The organism is Brevundimonas sp. (assembly GCF_036676055.1).
In the GTDB taxonomy this organism is placed as follows: Bacteria; Pseudomonadota; Alphaproteobacteria; order Caulobacterales; family Caulobacteraceae; genus Brevundimonas.
Genome location: NZ_JAKFDS010000058.1, coordinates 12,011 through 27,848, shown reverse-complemented (window position 1 = coordinate 27,848; position 15,838 = coordinate 12,011). Strand labels below are relative to the sequence as shown.

General features: G+C 68.8%; 17 protein-coding genes. 9 read left to right on the top strand and 8 right to left on the bottom strand.

What is annotated here, in order from left to right; translation table 11 throughout:
- Positions 1-130 precede the first annotated feature (130 nt).
- Positions 131-1,987, top strand: a complete 1,857-nt coding sequence (locus tag V6M45_RS10575) for a monovalent cation:proton antiporter-2 (CPA2) family protein (protein WP_332656215.1) — start codon at positions 131-133, stop codon at positions 1,985-1,987.
- A 38-nt stretch (positions 1,988-2,025) separates the two neighbouring features.
- Here V6M45_RS10575 and V6M45_RS10570 read toward each other — a convergent pair whose 3' ends face one another.
- A complete protein-coding gene (locus V6M45_RS10570; RefSeq protein WP_332656213.1) occupies positions 2,026-2,601 on the bottom strand; it encodes a DUF4142 domain-containing protein in 576 nt (191 codons plus the stop codon).
- Between the two features lie 93 nt (positions 2,602-2,694).
- Here V6M45_RS10570 and dusA point away from each other — a divergent pair, with 93 nt between their 5' ends.
- Both dusA and V6M45_RS10560 read left to right on the top strand, forming a co-directional pair.
- On the top strand, positions 2,695-3,708 hold the full coding sequence (dusA, locus tag V6M45_RS10565) for a tRNA dihydrouridine(20/20a) synthase DusA (RefSeq protein ID WP_332656211.1): 1,014 nt from the start codon (positions 2,695-2,697) through the stop codon (positions 3,706-3,708).
- A gap of 124 nt (positions 3,709-3,832) precedes the next feature.
- Entirely contained in the window at positions 3,833-4,144 is a 312-nt protein-coding gene (locus V6M45_RS10560) for a hypothetical protein (protein ID WP_332656209.1), read from the top strand.
- Here the strand turns inward: V6M45_RS10560 and V6M45_RS10555 are convergent.
- Positions 4,141-4,809 (bottom strand): DUF4126 domain-containing protein, encoded by a 669-nt coding sequence (locus V6M45_RS10555; protein ID WP_332656207.1) that lies wholly within the window; start codon positions 4,807-4,809, stop codon positions 4,141-4,143. The two genes, V6M45_RS10560 and V6M45_RS10555, sit on opposite strands and share 4 nt — an antisense overlap.
- 49 nt (positions 4,810-4,858) lie before the next feature.
- Here V6M45_RS10555 and V6M45_RS10550 point away from each other — a divergent pair, with 49 nt between their 5' ends.
- Entirely contained in the window at positions 4,859-5,845 is a 987-nt protein-coding gene (locus V6M45_RS10550; RefSeq protein WP_332656205.1) for an SDR family oxidoreductase, read from the top strand.
- A gap of 20 nt (positions 5,846-5,865) precedes the next feature.
- Here V6M45_RS10550 and V6M45_RS10545 read toward each other — a convergent pair whose 3' ends face one another.
- The 5 genes from V6M45_RS10545 to V6M45_RS10525 form a co-directional block, all read right to left on the bottom strand.
- On the bottom strand, positions 5,866-6,153 hold the full coding sequence (locus tag V6M45_RS10545) for a GNAT family N-acetyltransferase (RefSeq protein WP_332656204.1): 288 nt from the start codon (positions 6,151-6,153) through the stop codon (positions 5,866-5,868).
- 122 nt (positions 6,154-6,275) lie between these two features.
- Positions 6,276-6,674 carry a hypothetical protein gene (locus V6M45_RS10540; RefSeq protein ID WP_332656202.1) on the bottom strand — a complete coding sequence of 133 codons (399 nt, stop codon included), beginning with the start codon at positions 6,672-6,674 and terminating at the stop codon, positions 6,276-6,278.
- 12 nt (positions 6,675-6,686) lie between these two features.
- A complete protein-coding gene (locus tag V6M45_RS10535; RefSeq protein WP_332656200.1) occupies positions 6,687-7,406 on the bottom strand; it encodes a DUF4870 family protein in 720 nt (239 codons plus the stop codon).
- A gap of 70 nt (positions 7,407-7,476) precedes the next feature.
- Complete coding sequence (gene folB / locus V6M45_RS10530; protein ID WP_442880577.1) at positions 7,477-7,881, bottom strand: dihydroneopterin aldolase; 405 nt, start codon at positions 7,879-7,881, stop codon at positions 7,477-7,479.
- 3 nt (positions 7,882-7,884) lie between these two features.
- Positions 7,885-8,643, bottom strand: coding sequence for an SDR family oxidoreductase (locus V6M45_RS10525; protein WP_332656198.1), 759 nt, complete (start codon positions 8,641-8,643; stop codon positions 7,885-7,887).
- Between the two features lie 249 nt (positions 8,644-8,892).
- Between V6M45_RS10525 and V6M45_RS10520 the strand changes: the two genes are divergently transcribed.
- From V6M45_RS10520 to pgsA, 5 genes are all read left to right on the top strand, one after another.
- Positions 8,893-9,339, top strand: coding sequence for a DMT family transporter (locus V6M45_RS10520; protein ID WP_332656196.1), 447 nt, complete (start codon positions 8,893-8,895; stop codon positions 9,337-9,339).
- A 16-nt stretch (positions 9,340-9,355) separates the two neighbouring features.
- Positions 9,356-11,251 carry an excinuclease ABC subunit UvrC gene (gene uvrC / locus V6M45_RS10515; protein WP_332656195.1) on the top strand — a complete coding sequence of 632 codons (1,896 nt, stop codon included), beginning with the start codon at positions 9,356-9,358 and terminating at the stop codon, positions 11,249-11,251.
- A 135-nt stretch (positions 11,252-11,386) separates the two neighbouring features.
- Entirely contained in the window at positions 11,387-12,199 is an 813-nt protein-coding gene (locus tag V6M45_RS10510; RefSeq protein ID WP_332656194.1) for a class I SAM-dependent methyltransferase, read from the top strand.
- Positions 12,200-12,265: 66 nt separating this feature from the next.
- A complete protein-coding gene (locus tag V6M45_RS10505; protein WP_332656192.1) occupies positions 12,266-12,889 on the top strand; it encodes a carbonic anhydrase in 624 nt (207 codons plus the stop codon).
- A 69-nt stretch (positions 12,890-12,958) separates the two neighbouring features.
- A complete protein-coding gene (gene pgsA, locus V6M45_RS10500) occupies positions 12,959-13,594 on the top strand; it encodes a CDP-diacylglycerol--glycerol-3-phosphate 3-phosphatidyltransferase (RefSeq protein ID WP_332656190.1) in 636 nt (211 codons plus the stop codon).
- An 18-nt stretch (positions 13,595-13,612) separates the two neighbouring features.
- Here the strand turns inward: pgsA and V6M45_RS10495 are convergent, their stop codons facing one another.
- Positions 13,613-15,697 carry a S46 family peptidase gene (locus tag V6M45_RS10495; protein WP_332656188.1) on the bottom strand — a complete coding sequence of 695 codons (2,085 nt, stop codon included), beginning with the start codon at positions 15,695-15,697 and terminating at the stop codon, positions 13,613-13,615.
- Positions 15,698-15,838: the final 141 nt, after the last annotated feature.

Below are 15,838 nucleotides of genomic sequence, written 5' to 3'. Positions count from 1 at the left end.
GTCTTGCGCGTTCAGCGCACCACACCCTGCGCTGCGACGACCGTCGGGTCGCCTGACAAAGCCTGACATCCCGACTGGCGCTTGGCGCGGCGGCACCCCACTATGACGCCGACGCACACAGGGGAGCCGAATGCACGAGACCACCAGCATGGGTCTGGGGCATGCCGTAGCCCTGCTGGCCGCCATGGTCGTGGCCGCCACCCTGTTTCGCCGTCTCGGCCTCGGCTCCGTGCTCGGCTATCTCGCCGCCGGCCTGCTGATCGGCCCCTCGGCCCTGGGGTTGGTGCGCGACCCGGAGTCGGTGCTGCACGTCGCCGAACTGGGCGTCGTCATGTTCCTGTTCATCATCGGCCTTGAGATGCGACCGGCCCGCCTGTGGAGTCTGAGGCGCGAGATCTTCGGCCTCGGCGCCGTTCAGGTGCTGGTCTGCGCCGTGCTGCTGACCGGCCTCGCTTTCGCCGCCGGTCTCGCCTGGTACGCCGCCGTGATCGCGGGCTTCGGCTTCGCCCTGTCGTCGACCGCGATCGTCATGCAGCTGCTGCAGGAGCGGAACGAGAACGCTGATCCCGCTGGCCAGCGCGTGATCTCCATCCTCCTGTTCGAAGACCTTGCGATCGTGCCCTTGCTGGCCCTGGTGGCGGTGCTGGCCGGGACCTACGGCTCGGCGGTGGAGACCGGCAATCCGATCTGGATGACCGTGGCGCTGGCGATCGGCGCCGTGGGGCTGGTCTATGTCGCCGGCCGCTGGGTGGTGAATCCGTTCTTCCGCCTGCTGGCCCGCTACGGCGGCCGCGAGGTCATGACCATGGGGGCGCTGTTCGTGGTGCTGGGCGCCGCCTACGCCATGAACCTCGGCGGCCTGTCGATGGCCATGGGCGCCTTCCTCGCCGGGGTGCTGCTGTCGGAATCGACCTTCCGCCACCAGCTGGAAGCCGACGTCGAGCCGTTCCGCGGCCTGCTGCTGGGCCTGTTCTTCCTCAGCGTCGGCATGTCGCTGGACGTGCGCGTCGTGTTCGCCGACTGGGCTTGGGTGCTGGGCGGACTGGCCGCCTTCATGTCGGCCAAGATGATCGCCGTCTACGCCGTGGCCCGCCTCAAGCGCCGGCACGGCGAAAGCCTGCTGCGCGCGGCCCTGATGGGCGAGGGGGGCGAGTTCGCCTTCGTCATCTATTCGACCGCCTTCGCCGCCGGCCTGTTCGACGCGCGCACCGCCGCCATCCTTTCGGCGGTGGTCATCCTGTCGATGGCCCTGACCCCGCTGAGGGTCATGCTGGCCGACCGGCTGCGTCCGAACGAGGACCTGTCCCCAGATGACGCCGACGGGGTCGACCGGGCCGCCAACCTGCGCGAGCGGGTGCTGATCATCGGCTTCGGCCGCTTCGCCCAGGTCGTGTCCCAGCCCCTGCTGGCTCGCGACGTCGACGTCTCCATCATCGACATGGACGTCGAGATGATCCAGGCCGCCGGCAATTTCGGCTTCAAGGTCTACTACGGCGACGGCGCCCGCCTCGACGTCCTCCACGCCTCCGGCGCCGGCGAGGCGGAAACCATCCTCGTCTGCGTCGACAAACAGGAAACCGCCGACCGCATCGTCGAGCTGGTCAAATCGGAATTCCCCCTCACCAAGCTCTTCGTCCGCGCCTACGACAGAGGCCACGCCATCCGGCTGGTGCAGGCGGGAGTCGAGTACCAGATCCGCGAAACCTTCGAGTCGGCGCTGGTCTTCGGCGAGCAGGTGTTGATCGACCTGGGCTTCTCGGCCGAAGAGGCGCGCGAGAGCATCGAGGACGTCCGCCGCCGCGACGAGAAGCGGTTCTCGATCCAGCTGGTCGAGGGCATCACCGGCGGCCGCTCGCTGATGCGCGGCAACATCGCCACCACCCGCCCGGAGCCCTACATCAAGCCGCGCCGCGAGGGGACCGCCCTCAACGAGGAGGCCGCCGAAGCTCTCGAAGAGGACGACGAACGCGAAAAGGCCGGCGCCTGAGCGACGCCGGCCTTCAAGGGGTCCAGCGGTGACGGGGGTTACATCGCCGCCTTGATCGCCTCGGCCTGACGCAGGTGCGCCTCGATCTTCGGAACGACCGACTGGGCGTGCCCGGCCAGCTGCGGGGCATCGGCGTTGTTCGAGAACCCGCGATGCAGGGTCAGCGCCTCATTGTGCGCCGCGATCTGCTGATCGATCCAGGTCCGGTCGAAATTCTCCGCCGACGCCGAGCGCAGATTGTCCAGCAGGCCCTGACGACGCTCATCCAGCGCGGTCGGCAGGGTGATATCCGGCGCGGCTTGGGGCAGCATGGCCTTCATGGCGTTCGACGCGGCCAGGTGATCGGTCTTGATCATGGTCGCCAGTTCCTTGACCTGGGCGTTCTGGGACCGCTCAAGGGCGATGTCCGCGGCCATGATCTCGTACATGTCGCCTTCCGCGGCGTTCGGCACATAACCGCCGACCGTATTGGCGCCGAGCGTCGCGGCCGAGGTCTGGCCGACGGGGGCCGAGGCCATGTCCTGGGCCTTGTCGACAGCTTCCGGGCTCTGTTCCTGATTGCAGGCGGCGAGCAGGGCGACGCAGGCGACGCCGGCGAGAAGTGGTCTGATCATTGAAATTCCTCCTTGGAGACCCGGACAACAGGTGAGGCTTCCCCCGGTTCCCCCGGTCGCCTTGCGCCCCTGTTCGGTGTATGGGCCCGCCCGATGGACCGCCGCCTCTCGATCGCCCCGATGATGGACTGGACTGACCGGCGCTGCCGGGCGTTCCATCGCGCCCTCACGTCCCGGGCCCTGCTCTACACCGAGATGGTCACGGCCCCGGCCGTAATCCACGGCGACCGCGAGCGCCTTCTCGGCTTCGACCCGGTCGAACATCCCGTGGCTCTGCAGCTGGGAGGCTCCGACCCGGAGCAATTGGCCGAGGCCGCCCGGATCGGCGAGGCCTTCGGCTATGATGAGATCAATCTGAATGTCGGTTGCCCGTCGGACCGGGTCCAGTCGGGCCGCTTCGGCGCTTGCCTGATGCGGGAGCCGCAACTGGTCGCCGAGTGCATGGCGGCGATCAAGGCGGCGGTGTCGGTTCCGGCGACGGTGAAATGCCGGATCGGCGTCGACGACCAGGACCCGGCGGTCTCCCTGTTCGAGACCGTCGACGCCTGCGCGGATGTCGGCATCGAAGTCTTCATTGTCCATGCCCGAAAGGCCTGGCTCCAGGGCCTGTCGCCGAAGGAAAATCGCGACGTGCCGCCGCTGGACTACGCGCTCGTGCGGCGTCTGAAGCGCGAGCGGCCGCATCTGTCCGTCAGCATCAATGGCGGCGTCGCGTCGCTCGACGAGGCCGAGGCTCACCTGGACGACTCAGACGGCGTGCAACTGGATGGCGTCATGCTGGGTCGCGCCGCCTACCATGAGCCGGCCCTTCTCGGTCAGGCCGACCGGCGGATGTTCGGAGCCTCCACGACGGACGTCGACGCCTTTGAGGCTGTGGAGCGGTATCGCCCCTATATGGCCGCGCGCCTGGCGGAAGGCGTCCACTTGCCGGCCATGACCCGACACATGCTGGGTCTGATGCACGGGCGGCCCGGCGCGCGGACCTTCCGCCGCATTCTGACGGTCGAGGCGGTCAAGCCGGGGGCGGGTCTTGAAGTGGTGGACCGCGCTGTCGAGGCGGTGCGCGAGGCCGAAGCCCGGGCGGACCCGCGCACCGAGGCGGCCTGATCGGCCGGCTCCGACACCGTCTCGTGATGCAACGGAACCACACCGCCGCCGGTTGACGCCCGTTTTGGCCTGCACTGCGGAACAGAGCGGCGCCGCTTCGCATTGGCTGTGCAGGAGTGCAGCCATGCCCAAGAACCCGCCGTCCACGCCCGCCCTGCGTCTCGTCCCCGGCGACGCCGAGATCTACGACCTGATGCGAACGCCCGAATCCACCTCGGAGCGGGTGCGCCGGCTTCAGCTGGAGGCCCGGGCGTTGGCTGTGGAGCAGGTCGAGGCGCTGGAACGGGTGCTGCTGGAAGCCTCGCGCATGGCGAAGGAGATCGCCGACGGCGGCGACGCCTATCCCGTCGGCGCCCGGGAGTTGGCCGCCCGGCTGTCGTCCGACCTGCCGGCCAAGGCCGAGACGCTCAAGGCCATCGTGAGCCGCAGCCTCTAGGCCGGTCGGGCCCCGCGGCCATCACGGATACGCCGCGCCAGCCGGAACACGACCACCGCCAGAACGATCAGCACCACCGGGATCACGATCGGCGCCAGGAAGGCGATGATCACAGTGAAGAAGGCGAGCACGTCCTCCATCAGCGAGACCACGGGATTCCCCAGCCCCCCGGTAGTCGCTGTCGAGCTCACGCGAACGCCGGTCTGGGCCGCGTTGAAGGCGAGGGCCGCTGGCGCGCCCACGATCAGTCCGGCCACCGCCGCCATCGCCGGATCGACGGCCCAGAACACGCTGCCCGCTGCGATCGCCCCGGCCACCGGCCGGGTGACATAGCCGACCGCGTTGAGGCCATGGTCGATCGCCGGCACCTTGTCGCCCAGGAACTCCGCCGTTGTCGCCACGCCCAGCGCTGCAATGGCCGGCCACGAGACCAGCCAGTCCATCTGGTCGATCAGCCTGACGCCGAACACCTCGAACCGCGCCGCCAGCGCCAGCATGAGCAGGGGCAGAAACGTCCGTAGCCCAGTGGCTGACGCCAGCCCCAGCCCCAGCAGGGTCGGCAGAATCCAGACCTGCATCGGCCCCGCCGCCGCGCCGAGCGCCTCCAGATCGACCTCGGGCATCGTCGTCTCCTTCAACCGCACCGCTACAATGCGCGGGAACACCCGCCCGCTCCATCGGCTTTCCGGTCATTCCCCGAAACAGGAGCCAGCCATGGACGATCGCTTCGAACGCCGCGCCGAAAATATCGCCGACCAGGAGCGGAAGATTCAGGCCCGGATTGACGCGAAGGCCGGTGATGAAGGGGGAGCGCAGGACGAGGGCGCAGTCCAGGCCGGCGCTCGCAGATACCCGGAACCGCCCTTCCCGGAACAGCACCAGCGCAAGCCCGGCGATGAGGCGGCGCTCGATCCGGCTCCGATGTACGACGCGCCATACTGGAGAGGCTCGGGCAAGCTCGACGGCATGGCGGCCATCATCACCGGCGGCGACTCGGGCATCGGCCGGGCCGTGGCCGTGCTGTTCGCGCGCGAGGGCTGCGACGTCGCCATCTGCCACCTCGACGAGGAAGAAGACGCCGGGGACACGAAGGCCGCGGTCGAGGCGGAGGGCCGCCGGGCCATCGTACTCAAGGGGGACGTCGCGGACCCGGCTTTCTCCGAGGCCGCCGTGAAGGCCACGCTCGACGCCTTCGGCCGCCTCGATGTGGTCGTACCCAACGCCGCCTTTCAGGAGCATGTCGAGGCGCTGGAAGACCTGACCTTAGAGCATTTTGACCGCACGCTGAAAACCAACCTCTACGGCTATTTCAGCCTCGTGAAGGCGGCCGTCCCGCATCTGAAGCCGGGCGGGTCGATCGTCATGACCGGATCGGTCACCGGCATCCTGGGCAACGACAACCTGCTCGATTATTCGATGACCAAGGGCGGCATTCACGCCTTCGCCCGGTCGCTTGGAACCCACCTCGCGCCAAGGGGCATTCGGGTCAATGTGGTCGCTCCGGGGCCGGTCTGGACGCCGCTGAATCCCGCGGATCAGCAGGCGGACAAGGTCGCGCAGTTTGGCTCGAAGACGGTGATGAAACGACCGGCCCAGCCGGAAGAAATCGCCCCAGCCTTCGTCTTCCTCGCCTCACCGCAATGCTCCAGCTACATCACCGGCGAGATCCTGCCGATCATCGGCGGCTACGGCGGCGGCTGACCGGGCCGAGCCGGGATGCGTCAGGCGACGATGTCGTCATACTCGGCGTGCCGCTTCAGCCAGGCGACAGCGTAGCTGCACCGGGGCGCCAGCTTCAGCCCTTCGGCGCGGGCGTGTTCCGCCAGGGCCTGCATGAAGTTTCCGGCCGCCCCGGTCCCACGCAGCGCCGGGTCCGCCTCGACGTGCAGGATCACGCGGGTGTTTCCCTGCACCGCGTAGTCCGCGAACACGGTTCGCGTCTGCCCGTCGGCGTCAGTGAAACCCTGTTCGAAGCGCTGCTGGGCGACGACATCGCGAAGGTCGGTCATGGTTGGGAACTCCGGTCAAACCAGTCGGCGCGCGGACCCCCGGCCAACTCCAGTGCGGGCGAACCGTTCCTGACCGACCGTGGGTCGCCTGCGCATTGCGCGGCCACTGTCGCAGCGTCGCCTCAGGGCGCCCGCTCCCCCAGGAGGTTGATCAGGCCGAAGACGCTCTTCACCGTGAACCAGACGCTGATCAGGAACCAGACCAGCAGGAAAAAGAACAGGAACGGGATTCCGATCAGCACGACGCTGGCCACCGCGCTGACGGCGATCGCCAGCCAGCAGGCGACGGTCCACCAGAACACCGACCAGAACAGCCGAATTTGCGCGTTGAGGTGCTCAAGCGCCACGCCGGTGGCGGAGCCCCGTCCCGCATAGGCGACGATCAGTCCGACCAGAACCAGCACGTTGGCGCTGGGAATGGACAGGATGTACAGGCCCCAGGCCAGCACGGCGGCGACCTTGCCGTCGGCCTGACCGCCGGACCGGAACACGGGTTCGTCGCGGGGAGGTGTGGAAGTCATCGGCGAGCTCCTTCAGATCCACCAGCCACGGGGATCGGCGATGGGCCGCCCCGCCTTCAGCGCCCAGACGCCGACGGCGCCGCGCACCACCAGCCACAGCGCCGCGACGAACATGATGGCGGGGCCGAGCCCGAATGGCACGAGGAAGAAGACCGCACCCACCCCGACCGCCATGGCGGCGGTCCACAGCGTCCGCTGCTGGTAGACGAAATGGGACTGCGACAGCGGGTCTTCCGGGCCGGGACGGCCGGTGACGGCGAACAGGGCGATGATCGCCGAGACCCCGAGGGTCGGCACGGCGAAAAGCAACAGCGCATAGACAGCGTACAGGCCCATGCCGCCTCCTGGAATGGCCGGAGGCTCGCGCCGCTGCGGACGGGACGAGACCTCGCGCGAGGGTTCGAAGACGGAGGCGGCTGAAACTGGCGCGACGGACGCTTCGGGCGCGGGCGGGATCTCGTCGGCCTGCGGTGGCTCCGGCTCCTGCATCTCCACCAACTCCACCTCGGGCTCGACCGGAATCGAGGCGGCGACCGAAGCCGTGAAAAGGTCGGGCGCGGATCGGGTGGCCGGTTCGGCATCGGCATTGGGCTCAGGCTCCGGCGCCTGAAGCGTCACCTCCGCCTCGGGCTCGCCCGGCGTCCGGGCGCGGCCCTGCAATGACGCCGGCGAGGCGAAACCGATCAGGTCGTCGTGATCGTCCGGGGCGTGCGGATCGCCGGGTTGGGCCATCGGGGGTCCTTCGAGTCCTCGTATCAGAATGACGGTCCGCCGTCGGGGGCGCAACTGCCGAACGTGGTGCTTAGCGCGCCAGCGTCACTTCGCAGCCGGGCGCGACGGCCCCGTCCAGGGCTCCCGGCTTTTCGATCCTCACCGTACAACGCCGGACCCGCCCGTCCGCCAGCATGGCTAGGGCCAGCCGTTCGGCGAAGGTCTCCACCAGCCCGATATGACCGTCCGCCACGATGTCCCGGGCCGCCTCGGCTACGGTCTCATAGTTGATGGTGTCGGCCAGCCGCTCGACGGCCGCCGGGGCGAGGTCGAGGCTGACGTCGATGACCAGCCGCTGCAGCCGTCCCAATTCATGATCGTGCACCCCGATGCCGGCCGCGACCTCAAGCCCGCGCACGAACACGGTCAGGGTCTCGCGGCGGATGCCCGGGGCGGCGACAGCGCCCGGGAAGGGCAGGGGGGATGAGGCGGCCACGGGCTACTCCACGATGTCCGGGGTTTGCCAGGCCAGATGCTGGCCCCCGTCTACGGCGATCATCTGACCCGTCACCAGCTCCGCGTCCACCAACCATCGCACCGCTGAGGCCACGGCCTCCGGGCTGCCGGCGCGAGCGAGGGGCACGGCCCTGGCTTCGGCCTCGAACTCTTCCGGGGTTTGGTGCACCGAAGGCAGCGTCGGTCCCGGTCCCACTCCATTGACCCGGATGCGCGGCGCCAGCGCCTGCGCCATGGTCCGGGTGGCGAACCACAGAGCCGATTTGGACAGGCTGTAGGAGAAGAACCGCGGATCGGGCTTCAGCACCCGCTGGTCGAGGATGTTGATGATGGCCGCGCCATCCGGCGCCTGCCGCGCGAATACCTGCGCCAGCAGCACCGGCGCGCGCAGATTGGTGTCGAGGTGTTCACTCCAGCTGTCGCCGGTAATCGTGTCCAGCCGGTCGTCGGCGAACACGGAGGCGTTGTTGACCAGCACCGACAGCGGCCCCAGCGCTTGCGCTGCGCGGTCAATCAGCTCGTGGGTGGCGATCGCGTCTGTCAGGTCGGCCGACAGGCTCACCGCGCGACGTCCGAGCCTCTCGATCTCGCGGACGAGCCCGGCCGCCTCGTCTTCCGAGGCGCGGTGGTGTACGGCGACGTCGAATCCGGCGGCGGCCAGTTCGAGGCAAATGGCCCGGCCGATGCGCCGCGCCCCGCCGGTGACGAGGGCGGCGCCGTTCCGGGCCGACGGCTCAGTCAACCCGGCCGAACTCGATGAAGTTGATCGCGGCGAGAACGGCCACGAAGCCGAGGATGATGTAGAGGGCCAGCATGGGATGCTCCTGTGTCGGCGCCCGCAATAAAGCGCGCGGCCCCGCTGTTCAAGCAGCCGTCAGGCCCTATCGTTCCGTCCGTGCCGACGGGGCGCCGGCCGGAGCCTGATCGCCGCCGGCGGCCGGCCGAGATTTTCGGCGATGCGGAAAGCGCGCCAAGCTGGTAGCCAATCCGGATGAACCCCTCCCTACTCGCCATGCTGGCCGTCGTCTTCGGCGGCGCCGCCACCGCCCTGCAGGCCCCGACCAACGCCAAGATGATGGGCGCCGTCGGTTCGCCGGTGAACGCCGCCTTCGTGTCGTTCGCCGTCGGTACGGCGGCGCTTGGCGTTCTCGCCCTGGTGCTGCAGGTGCGCCCGGACATCGCCGCGTCCCGGGCCCTGCCCTGGTACGCCTGGGTCGGCGGTCTCTACGGGGCGATCTTCGTGGTGGCGGCGGCCTGGGGCGTGCCCCGGCTGGGCGTGGCGACCACCATCATCCTGATGGTCGCCGGTCAGCTCCTGCTCAGCGTCGTGCTCGACCATTTCGGGGCCATGGGCATGCCGAAACAGCCGATCAGCCCCGGCCGCGTCGCCGGCATCGGCCTGGTGATCGCCGGCGTGCTTATGGTCCGCCGCTTCTAGGCCTATATCGGTCCCGATGACCGAGGAGACGATTCCCGCTGACGCCGAGGCCCTGAAGGCCGCCGACCTGATCCGGGACGAGGCCCGGCGCGCGCCCGACAAGCCCGGGGTCTACCGCATGTACGGCGAGGACGGCGCCTGCCTCTATGTCGGCAAGGCGCGCTCGCTGAAGAAACGAATCCTGCAGTACGCCCAAGGCCGCTTCCACACCCAGCGCATCGGCCTGATGGTCTCCCTGACGCGGTCGATGGAGCTGGTCGTCACCGCCTCGGAAACCGAGGCCCTGCTGCTCGAATCCAACTTCATCAAGAAGCTCAAGCCGCGCTTCAACGTGGTGCTGCGCGACGACAAGTCCTTCGCCGAACTGATGATCCGCCGCGACCACCGCGCCCCCCAGGTCCGCAAGCACCGCGGCGCCCACACCATGAAGGGCGACTATTTCGGTCCGTTCGCCTCGACCTGGGCGGTCAATCGCACCCTGACCACCCTGCAGAAGGCCTTCCTGCTGCGGTCCTGTTCGGACAGCGTCTACGAGACCCGCACCCGGCCCTGCATGCTGCACCAGATCAAGCGCTGCTCGGCCCCCTGCACCGGCCTGATCTCGCTTGAGGACTACGGCGATCTGGTCACGGAGGCGGAGCAGTTCCTTCGCGGCAAGTCCCGCGCCGTGATCGCCCGCCTGTCGCAGGAGATGCAGGCCGCCTCCGACGCCATGGATTTCGAACAGGCCGCCCGCGTCCGCGACCGCATCCGCGCCCTCTCGGCCATCTCGATGGAGAATTCGGTCAGCGCCGAGGGCGTGGCCGAGGCCGACGTCTTCGCCCTGTTCAGCGAGGGCGGCCAGGCCTGCGTTCAGGTCTTCTTCTACCGCGGCGGCCAGAACTGGGGCGGTCGCGCCTACTTCCCGCGCGTCGACCGCACCGACACCGACCCCGAAATCCTCGCCGCCTTCCTCGGCCAGTTCTACGAGGACAAGCCCGTGCCGCGGCAGATCCTGTCCAATGTGGTCCCGCACGAAAAGGAGCTTCTGGAAGAGGCTTTCTCAATGAAGGCCAGGACCGTCGACGGGCGCCGGGTGGTCAGCATCGAACGGCCGGCCCGCGGCGACCGCAAGGCGCTGGTCGACCACGCCCTGACCAACGCCCGCGAAGCGCTGGGCCGCAAGATGGCCGAGAGCTCCGCCCAGGGCAAAATCCTCGAGGAGGTTTGCGAGGCCTTCGGTCTCGACGCCCGACCCGAGCGGATCGAGGTCTACGACAACGCCCACATCTCGGGGACCAATGCGGTCGGCGGCATGGTCGTCGCCGGACCCGAGGGCTTCCGCAAGAACCAGTACCGCAAGTTCAACATCCGCGGCGAGGACCTGACCCCCGGCGACGACTACGGCATGATGCGCGAGGTCATGCGCCGCCGCTTCAGCCGTCTGGTCAAGGACGAGGACGAGGGCGAGGAAGTCGAGCGTCCCGACCTGCTGTTGATCGACGGCGGCGCCGGCCAGTTGGCCGAAGTCCAGGCCGTCCTCGCCGATCTGGGCCTCGACGACATCCTCGCCGTCGGCGTGGCCAAGGGGCCGGATCGCGACGCCGGTCTGGAACGCTTCTTCGTGCCCGGCAAACCGCCCTTCATGCTGCCTTTGAAGTCGCCGGCCCTCTACTACATCCAGCGTCTGCGCGACGAGGCGCACCGTTTCGCCAACGGGGCTCACGCCAAGCGGCGCTCGATGGACATCAAGCGCAATCCGCTCGACGAGATCGAGGGCGTCGGTCCCGGCCGCAAGAAGGCCCTGCTGCACGCCTTCGGCTCGGCCAAGGGCGTCTCCCGTGCAGCCGTCGCCGACCTGGTCAAGGTCGAGGGCGTCAGCCAGCCGCTGGCGGAACGTATCCACGCCTTCTTCCACCCCGCGAGCCGCTGACCCCCCGGACTTGCGCCAGTCTGCTCCGGGGCTGAGTGTCGGGGCTGTCTTTCCAGCAGCGCCTGTGGCGCTTACGCTCGATGGTTGGCTTGCGTGTGACGTGACGAACATCGGTCTTGTAAGAGAGGCGAGGACATGAACCCGAACAAGGCGCTCTGGGAGAAGGGTGATTTCACTCGCATCGCTGCGGCGATGCGGGAAAGCGGAGAGGCGCTGGTCGACGGCCTGGGGGTTACGCCGGGCCTCCGCGTCCTCGATCTCGGCTGCGGGGATGGCACGACGGCCGTTCCGGCGGCGCGGCGGGGCGCCGAGGTGCTCGGCGTCGACATAGCCGAGAACCTCGTCGCCGCCGGCAAACGGCGTGCGGCCGAGGCGGGATTGGACAATCTCCGCTTCCAGCAAGGCGATGCATCGGACCTCCGGGAACTCGACGATGAGAGCTTCGATCTGGTGGTGAGCATCTTCGGCGCGATGTTCGCCCCGCGCCCGTTCGACGTGGCGAGGGAGATGACGCGGGTGACCCGTAGCGGGGGCCGCATCGTCATGGGAAACTGGATCCCCGGCGATCCGACCCTGGTCGCCCAGGTTCTGAAGACAAGCGCGGCCTACACTCCGGCGCCGCCCGAAGGCTTCGTCAGCCCGGTGACGTGGGGAGTGGAGACCCACGTCCGGGAACGCTTCGAAGCGGCGGGTGTCCCGGCCGAGAATGTCGTCTGCGAGCGCGCGACCTACGTCTTCATCTCGCCCACGCCGCCAACCGACCTGCTTCAGACCTTCAAACACTATTACGGCCCGACCATGAACGCCTTTGAGGCGGCGTCGAAGGACGGCAGGGCTGACGAACTGGAGGCTGAATTGACCGGGATCTTCGAGGCGCACAACCGCGGCGGCGCGGACCGCACCGAGATACCGGCGACTTTCCTCAAGGTGGTCGTCACAAAGCCTTAGGTCAGGGCAATCCGCAGCCTTGCCGCCCCTCTCCCCCAGTGAGGGCGGTTCGCCTATAGAGGTCCCATGTCAGACGAATCCCCCGACGCCCTTCTTTCCGGCTACCGCCGATTCCGCGAAGGCCACTGGGCCGAGGCCCGGGCCGAGTACCAGGCGCTCGCCGCCGAGGGGCAGCGCCCGCACACCCTGGTGGTCGCTTGTTCCGACAGCCGCGCCGACCCGGCGCTGATCTTCGACACGGCGCCGGGCCAGCTGTTCGTGGTCCGTAACGTCGCCAATCTGGTGCCGCCCTATGAGCCCGACGGCCGCCTGCACGGCGTCTCGGCGGCGCTGGAGTTCGGGGTCAAGGTTCTGGGCGTGTCGCAGATCGTGGTCATGGGCCACGCCCACTGCGGCGGGGTCAACGCCATGCTCAACGGCGCCCCGGGGAACTGTCAGGACTTCGTCGCCCCCTGGGTCGCGCAAGGCGCTCCCCGGGTGCGCCGCGTGGCCGAGGCGGTGGAGCCGGATCAGGTCGAGCGCGCCGCCGAGGAGGCGGTTGTCCGTCTGTCGATCGAGAACCTTCGCACCTTTCCGTGGATCGCCGAGCGCGAGGCCGCCGGTGAACTGGTTCTGACCGGCCTGCATTTCGGCATCGCCGACGGGATCCTGCGGGCCCTCCGGGGCCCCGACCGGTTCGAAACGCTCTAGGTCGAACCCGCCCTCGCTCGCCTCGCGCATCGAAGCGTGGCACATCGGCGTTGAAGCAGGATGTCCCCCATGACCCCCACCCACCACGCCAACCCCATCCCGAACATCCTGACGGGCCTGCGCCTGATCGCGGGGGTGGTCATGTTCCTGATTCTGGCCGGAGCCGCGCCGCAGGGCGTGCCGATCCTGTCGGACTATCTGAGCCCGGATGACCAGTTCCGCTTCGGCCGGACCGCCTTCGTCATCTTCATCGTCGCCGCCTCGACCGACTGGGTCGACGGCTATCTGGCGCGGCGCTGGCACGCCACCACCCGTTGGGGGGCCATCCTCGATCCGATCGCGGACAAGGTGCTTGTCACCGGCGCCATCCTCGGCGTCCTGGCTTGGGGTTCGGTGCCCCAGATCGCCATTCCCTGCGGCCTGATCCTGTTCCGCGAGTTCGCGGTTTCCGCCCTGCGCGAGACCGTGGCCGGCAAGGTCAAGCTGCCGGTCACCCTGTTGGCCAAGTGGAAAACCACCCTGCAGATGGTGGCCCTCGCCGCGCTGCAGATGGTCCTTCTGTGGGACGGCTTCGGCCTGCCGCTGGACTGGCAGCCCCACTTCCAGACTTTCGCCTATGTGCTGATCTGGGCCGCCGCCATCGTCACTCTCTGGACCGGGTGGCAGTATTTCTCAAAGGCCCAGCAGAAGATGAGCCAGCTCTAGGGTCCGGGCGAAGGGGGTCTATTCGACCCCCAACTCCTCGACCAGGCGTTCCATGCCGTAGACGTCACGCAGCGCGGCGGTCACCGCGCCGGTCGTCACGATCACCGAGCGGTTGACCCGGACGTCATAGCCATAGGCGTTGCGCTGGCTCAGGACGGTGGAGTCGAAGTTGGCGCCCAGCAGCTCGCCCGCCTCATTGACCACCGGCGAACCCGACGAGCCGCCGATTGTGTCGGACGACACCGCCATGTTCATCACCGTGTCCGGGTCGATCCGGTCCCTGGCCGCCAGAAGCTTCGGAGCCACGTCGAACGGCGCAGCCCCTGTGGCACGGTCCCACAGGCCGGCGAAGGTGGTGAAGGCTCCGAACCGCTGTCCAGGCACGTCCGTGCCCTCGATCCGGCCGTAGGTCAGGCGCAGGGTGCCGGTGGCGTCCGGATAGACGGCGTCGCCATAGGCGGCGAACCGGGCCGAGGCCAGCCGCTCGGAGGCTCGGTTGGTCGGCGCCTCGATGCGGGCTTCCCAGTCCGACCGGACCGCCCGGGTCTCGTCCTGGATCGACAGCATATACCGGATCAGCGGGTCGTCGGACGCCTCGATGGCGGCCTGGCCGCCCTCCCACAGGGCCCGGCGCACCGCCGGATCGGCCAGGGTCGTGCCCTCGACCAGCCGCGCCGACAGCCCTTCCGGGGACTCCTGACCCAGCAGGCCGCGCACGCGCGGATCATCGACCGTCAGCCACTCGCGGGTCTTGGACAGCCACCATTCGAGACGCAGCTGCTCCAGCGACGGATAGACCGGCCGCTCGGCGAACAGGGCCGACTGCGCCGCCGCCAGCCGGCTGTCGGCGTACTCCGGCAGGCGTTCGGCCGACGGCTTCTCGCGCTCCTGCGCTCCGCGCACCAACGTCCGGGCCCAGCTGAACAGCTGCGAGCCGCCGCCGGGCGCGGTCGTCCCCACGCCGGTCCCGCCTTCAAGCAAGGCGACCGCCGGATACAGTTCGCGCAGGGCCGGCTGCACCGCCGTCAGATCGCCCCACGGATCCCCCACCCGCGCCGTCAGGGCGGGGTCGGCCGCCACGCGGCGCCGGAAATCGGCCTCGTTCTCGGCCCGGCCGGCCATGAAGGCCGGATCGGTCAGGGCGGCCATCCGCCCGCGCCCGCGCTTGTATGTGTTTTCCAGACCGACGATCGGGTCCATGGCGATGAAGGCGTTCTCCTCGCTCTCCTCGGAGAAGCGGATCAGCCGTCCGCGCAGTTCGGAGGCGATCAGCTGGTCCAGCGGCAGGACCACGTCCCGCACCGTCATCAGCTGGTCCTGGGTCAGCAGCCGCTGGGTCGCGCCCGGGCTGCCGGCGACGAACACCGGCGTGCCCTCGACGGGCTTGTCCGCATTCCATTTGAAGTGGGTCGGCGTCACGACCGGCTGGCCGTTCTCGTACAGGCGGATGAAGGCCGCATCGATGGCGAAGCGCGGGAAGCTGAAATTGTCGAGATCACCGCCAAAGGTCGCCGCCCGATCCTCCGGAGCCCAGGCCAGACGCACGTCGGAGTAGCGGCGGAACTTGTACAGCTTGAACTGGCCGCCGCGATACAGGCTCACGACCTGACAGCGCACGGTCGCGTCGCCGGCGCAGGCTTCCTGCTCGATCCGGCCCGCCTCTGCGTCCCGCGCCTGGGTGAAGGCCTGGCCGTCCAGACCCTCGCCCGCGGCGTGCATCCTCGCCGTCACGTCGGAAATGTCGGTCAGGATTTCCGCCGTCCCGCCCGGGCACTTCAGTTCCTCTTCACGGGTGCGCGGCGCAAAGCCCGCCTCGGCGTAATTCACCTCCGGCGTCGACAGATTGGCCACGCAGGTGGCGACGCAGTGGTTGTTGGTCATCACCAGGCCTTCGCCCGACACCAGTCCGGCCGAACAGCCGCCGAACTTGACCGAGCTGAGCCGCACCCGGTCCAGCCACGCCTGGTCGATATTGGTCCCCAGTGTCTGGTTGGCCCGCGCGATCGGGAAGTTGTCGAACGTCCACATGCCCTCTTCGGCGTGGACGCCCGAGGCGGCGGCGAAGGCGAGAACGGCGGCGGAGGCGGCGAGGGTGTTGCGCATGGACTTCTCCTTCCTTCTCCCCTCCGGGGGAGAAGGTGGGCCCGAAGGGCTCGGATGAGGGGGCTCTGTCCGCATCCAGAACGGAAAAAGGGGGCCGGCGTCAACCAGCCCCCTCAACCGTCTCGCTCCACGAGCCGCCTT

What these genes read in the sequence shown, in the direction of transcription:
- V6M45_RS10575 (WP_332656215.1), top strand. Translation starts at nt 131, where the DNA reads ATGCACGAGACCACCAGCATGGGTCTGGGGCATGCCGTAGCCCTGCTG.
- V6M45_RS10570 (WP_332656213.1), bottom strand. Translation starts at nt 2,601, where the DNA reads ATGATCAGACCACTTCTCGCCGGCGTCGCCTGCGTCGCCCTGCTCGCC.
- dusA (WP_332656211.1), top strand. Translation starts at nt 2,695, where the DNA reads ATGGACCGCCGCCTCTCGATCGCCCCGATGATGGACTGGACTGACCGG.
- V6M45_RS10560 (WP_332656209.1), top strand. Translation starts at nt 3,833, where the DNA reads ATGCCCAAGAACCCGCCGTCCACGCCCGCCCTGCGTCTCGTCCCCGGC.
- V6M45_RS10550 (WP_332656205.1), top strand. Translation starts at nt 4,859, where the DNA reads ATGGACGATCGCTTCGAACGCCGCGCCGAAAATATCGCCGACCAGGAG.
- V6M45_RS10545 (WP_332656204.1), bottom strand. Translation starts at nt 6,153, where the DNA reads ATGACCGACCTTCGCGATGTCGTCGCCCAGCAGCGCTTCGAACAGGGT.
- V6M45_RS10540 (WP_332656202.1), bottom strand. Translation starts at nt 6,674, where the DNA reads ATGACTTCCACACCTCCCCGCGACGAACCCGTGTTCCGGTCCGGCGGT.
- V6M45_RS10535 (WP_332656200.1), bottom strand. Translation starts at nt 7,406, where the DNA reads ATGGCCCAACCCGGCGATCCGCACGCCCCGGACGATCACGACGACCTG.
- V6M45_RS10520 (WP_332656196.1), top strand. Translation starts at nt 8,893, where the DNA reads ATGAACCCCTCCCTACTCGCCATGCTGGCCGTCGTCTTCGGCGGCGCC.
- uvrC (WP_332656195.1), top strand. Translation starts at nt 9,356, where the DNA reads ATGACCGAGGAGACGATTCCCGCTGACGCCGAGGCCCTGAAGGCCGCC.
- V6M45_RS10510 (WP_332656194.1), top strand. Translation starts at nt 11,387, where the DNA reads ATGAACCCGAACAAGGCGCTCTGGGAGAAGGGTGATTTCACTCGCATC.
- V6M45_RS10505 (WP_332656192.1), top strand. Translation starts at nt 12,266, where the DNA reads ATGTCAGACGAATCCCCCGACGCCCTTCTTTCCGGCTACCGCCGATTC.
- pgsA (WP_332656190.1), top strand. Translation starts at nt 12,959, where the DNA reads ATGACCCCCACCCACCACGCCAACCCCATCCCGAACATCCTGACGGGC.
- V6M45_RS10495 (WP_332656188.1), bottom strand. Translation starts at nt 15,697, where the DNA reads ATGCGCAACACCCTCGCCGCCTCCGCCGCCGTTCTCGCCTTCGCCGCC.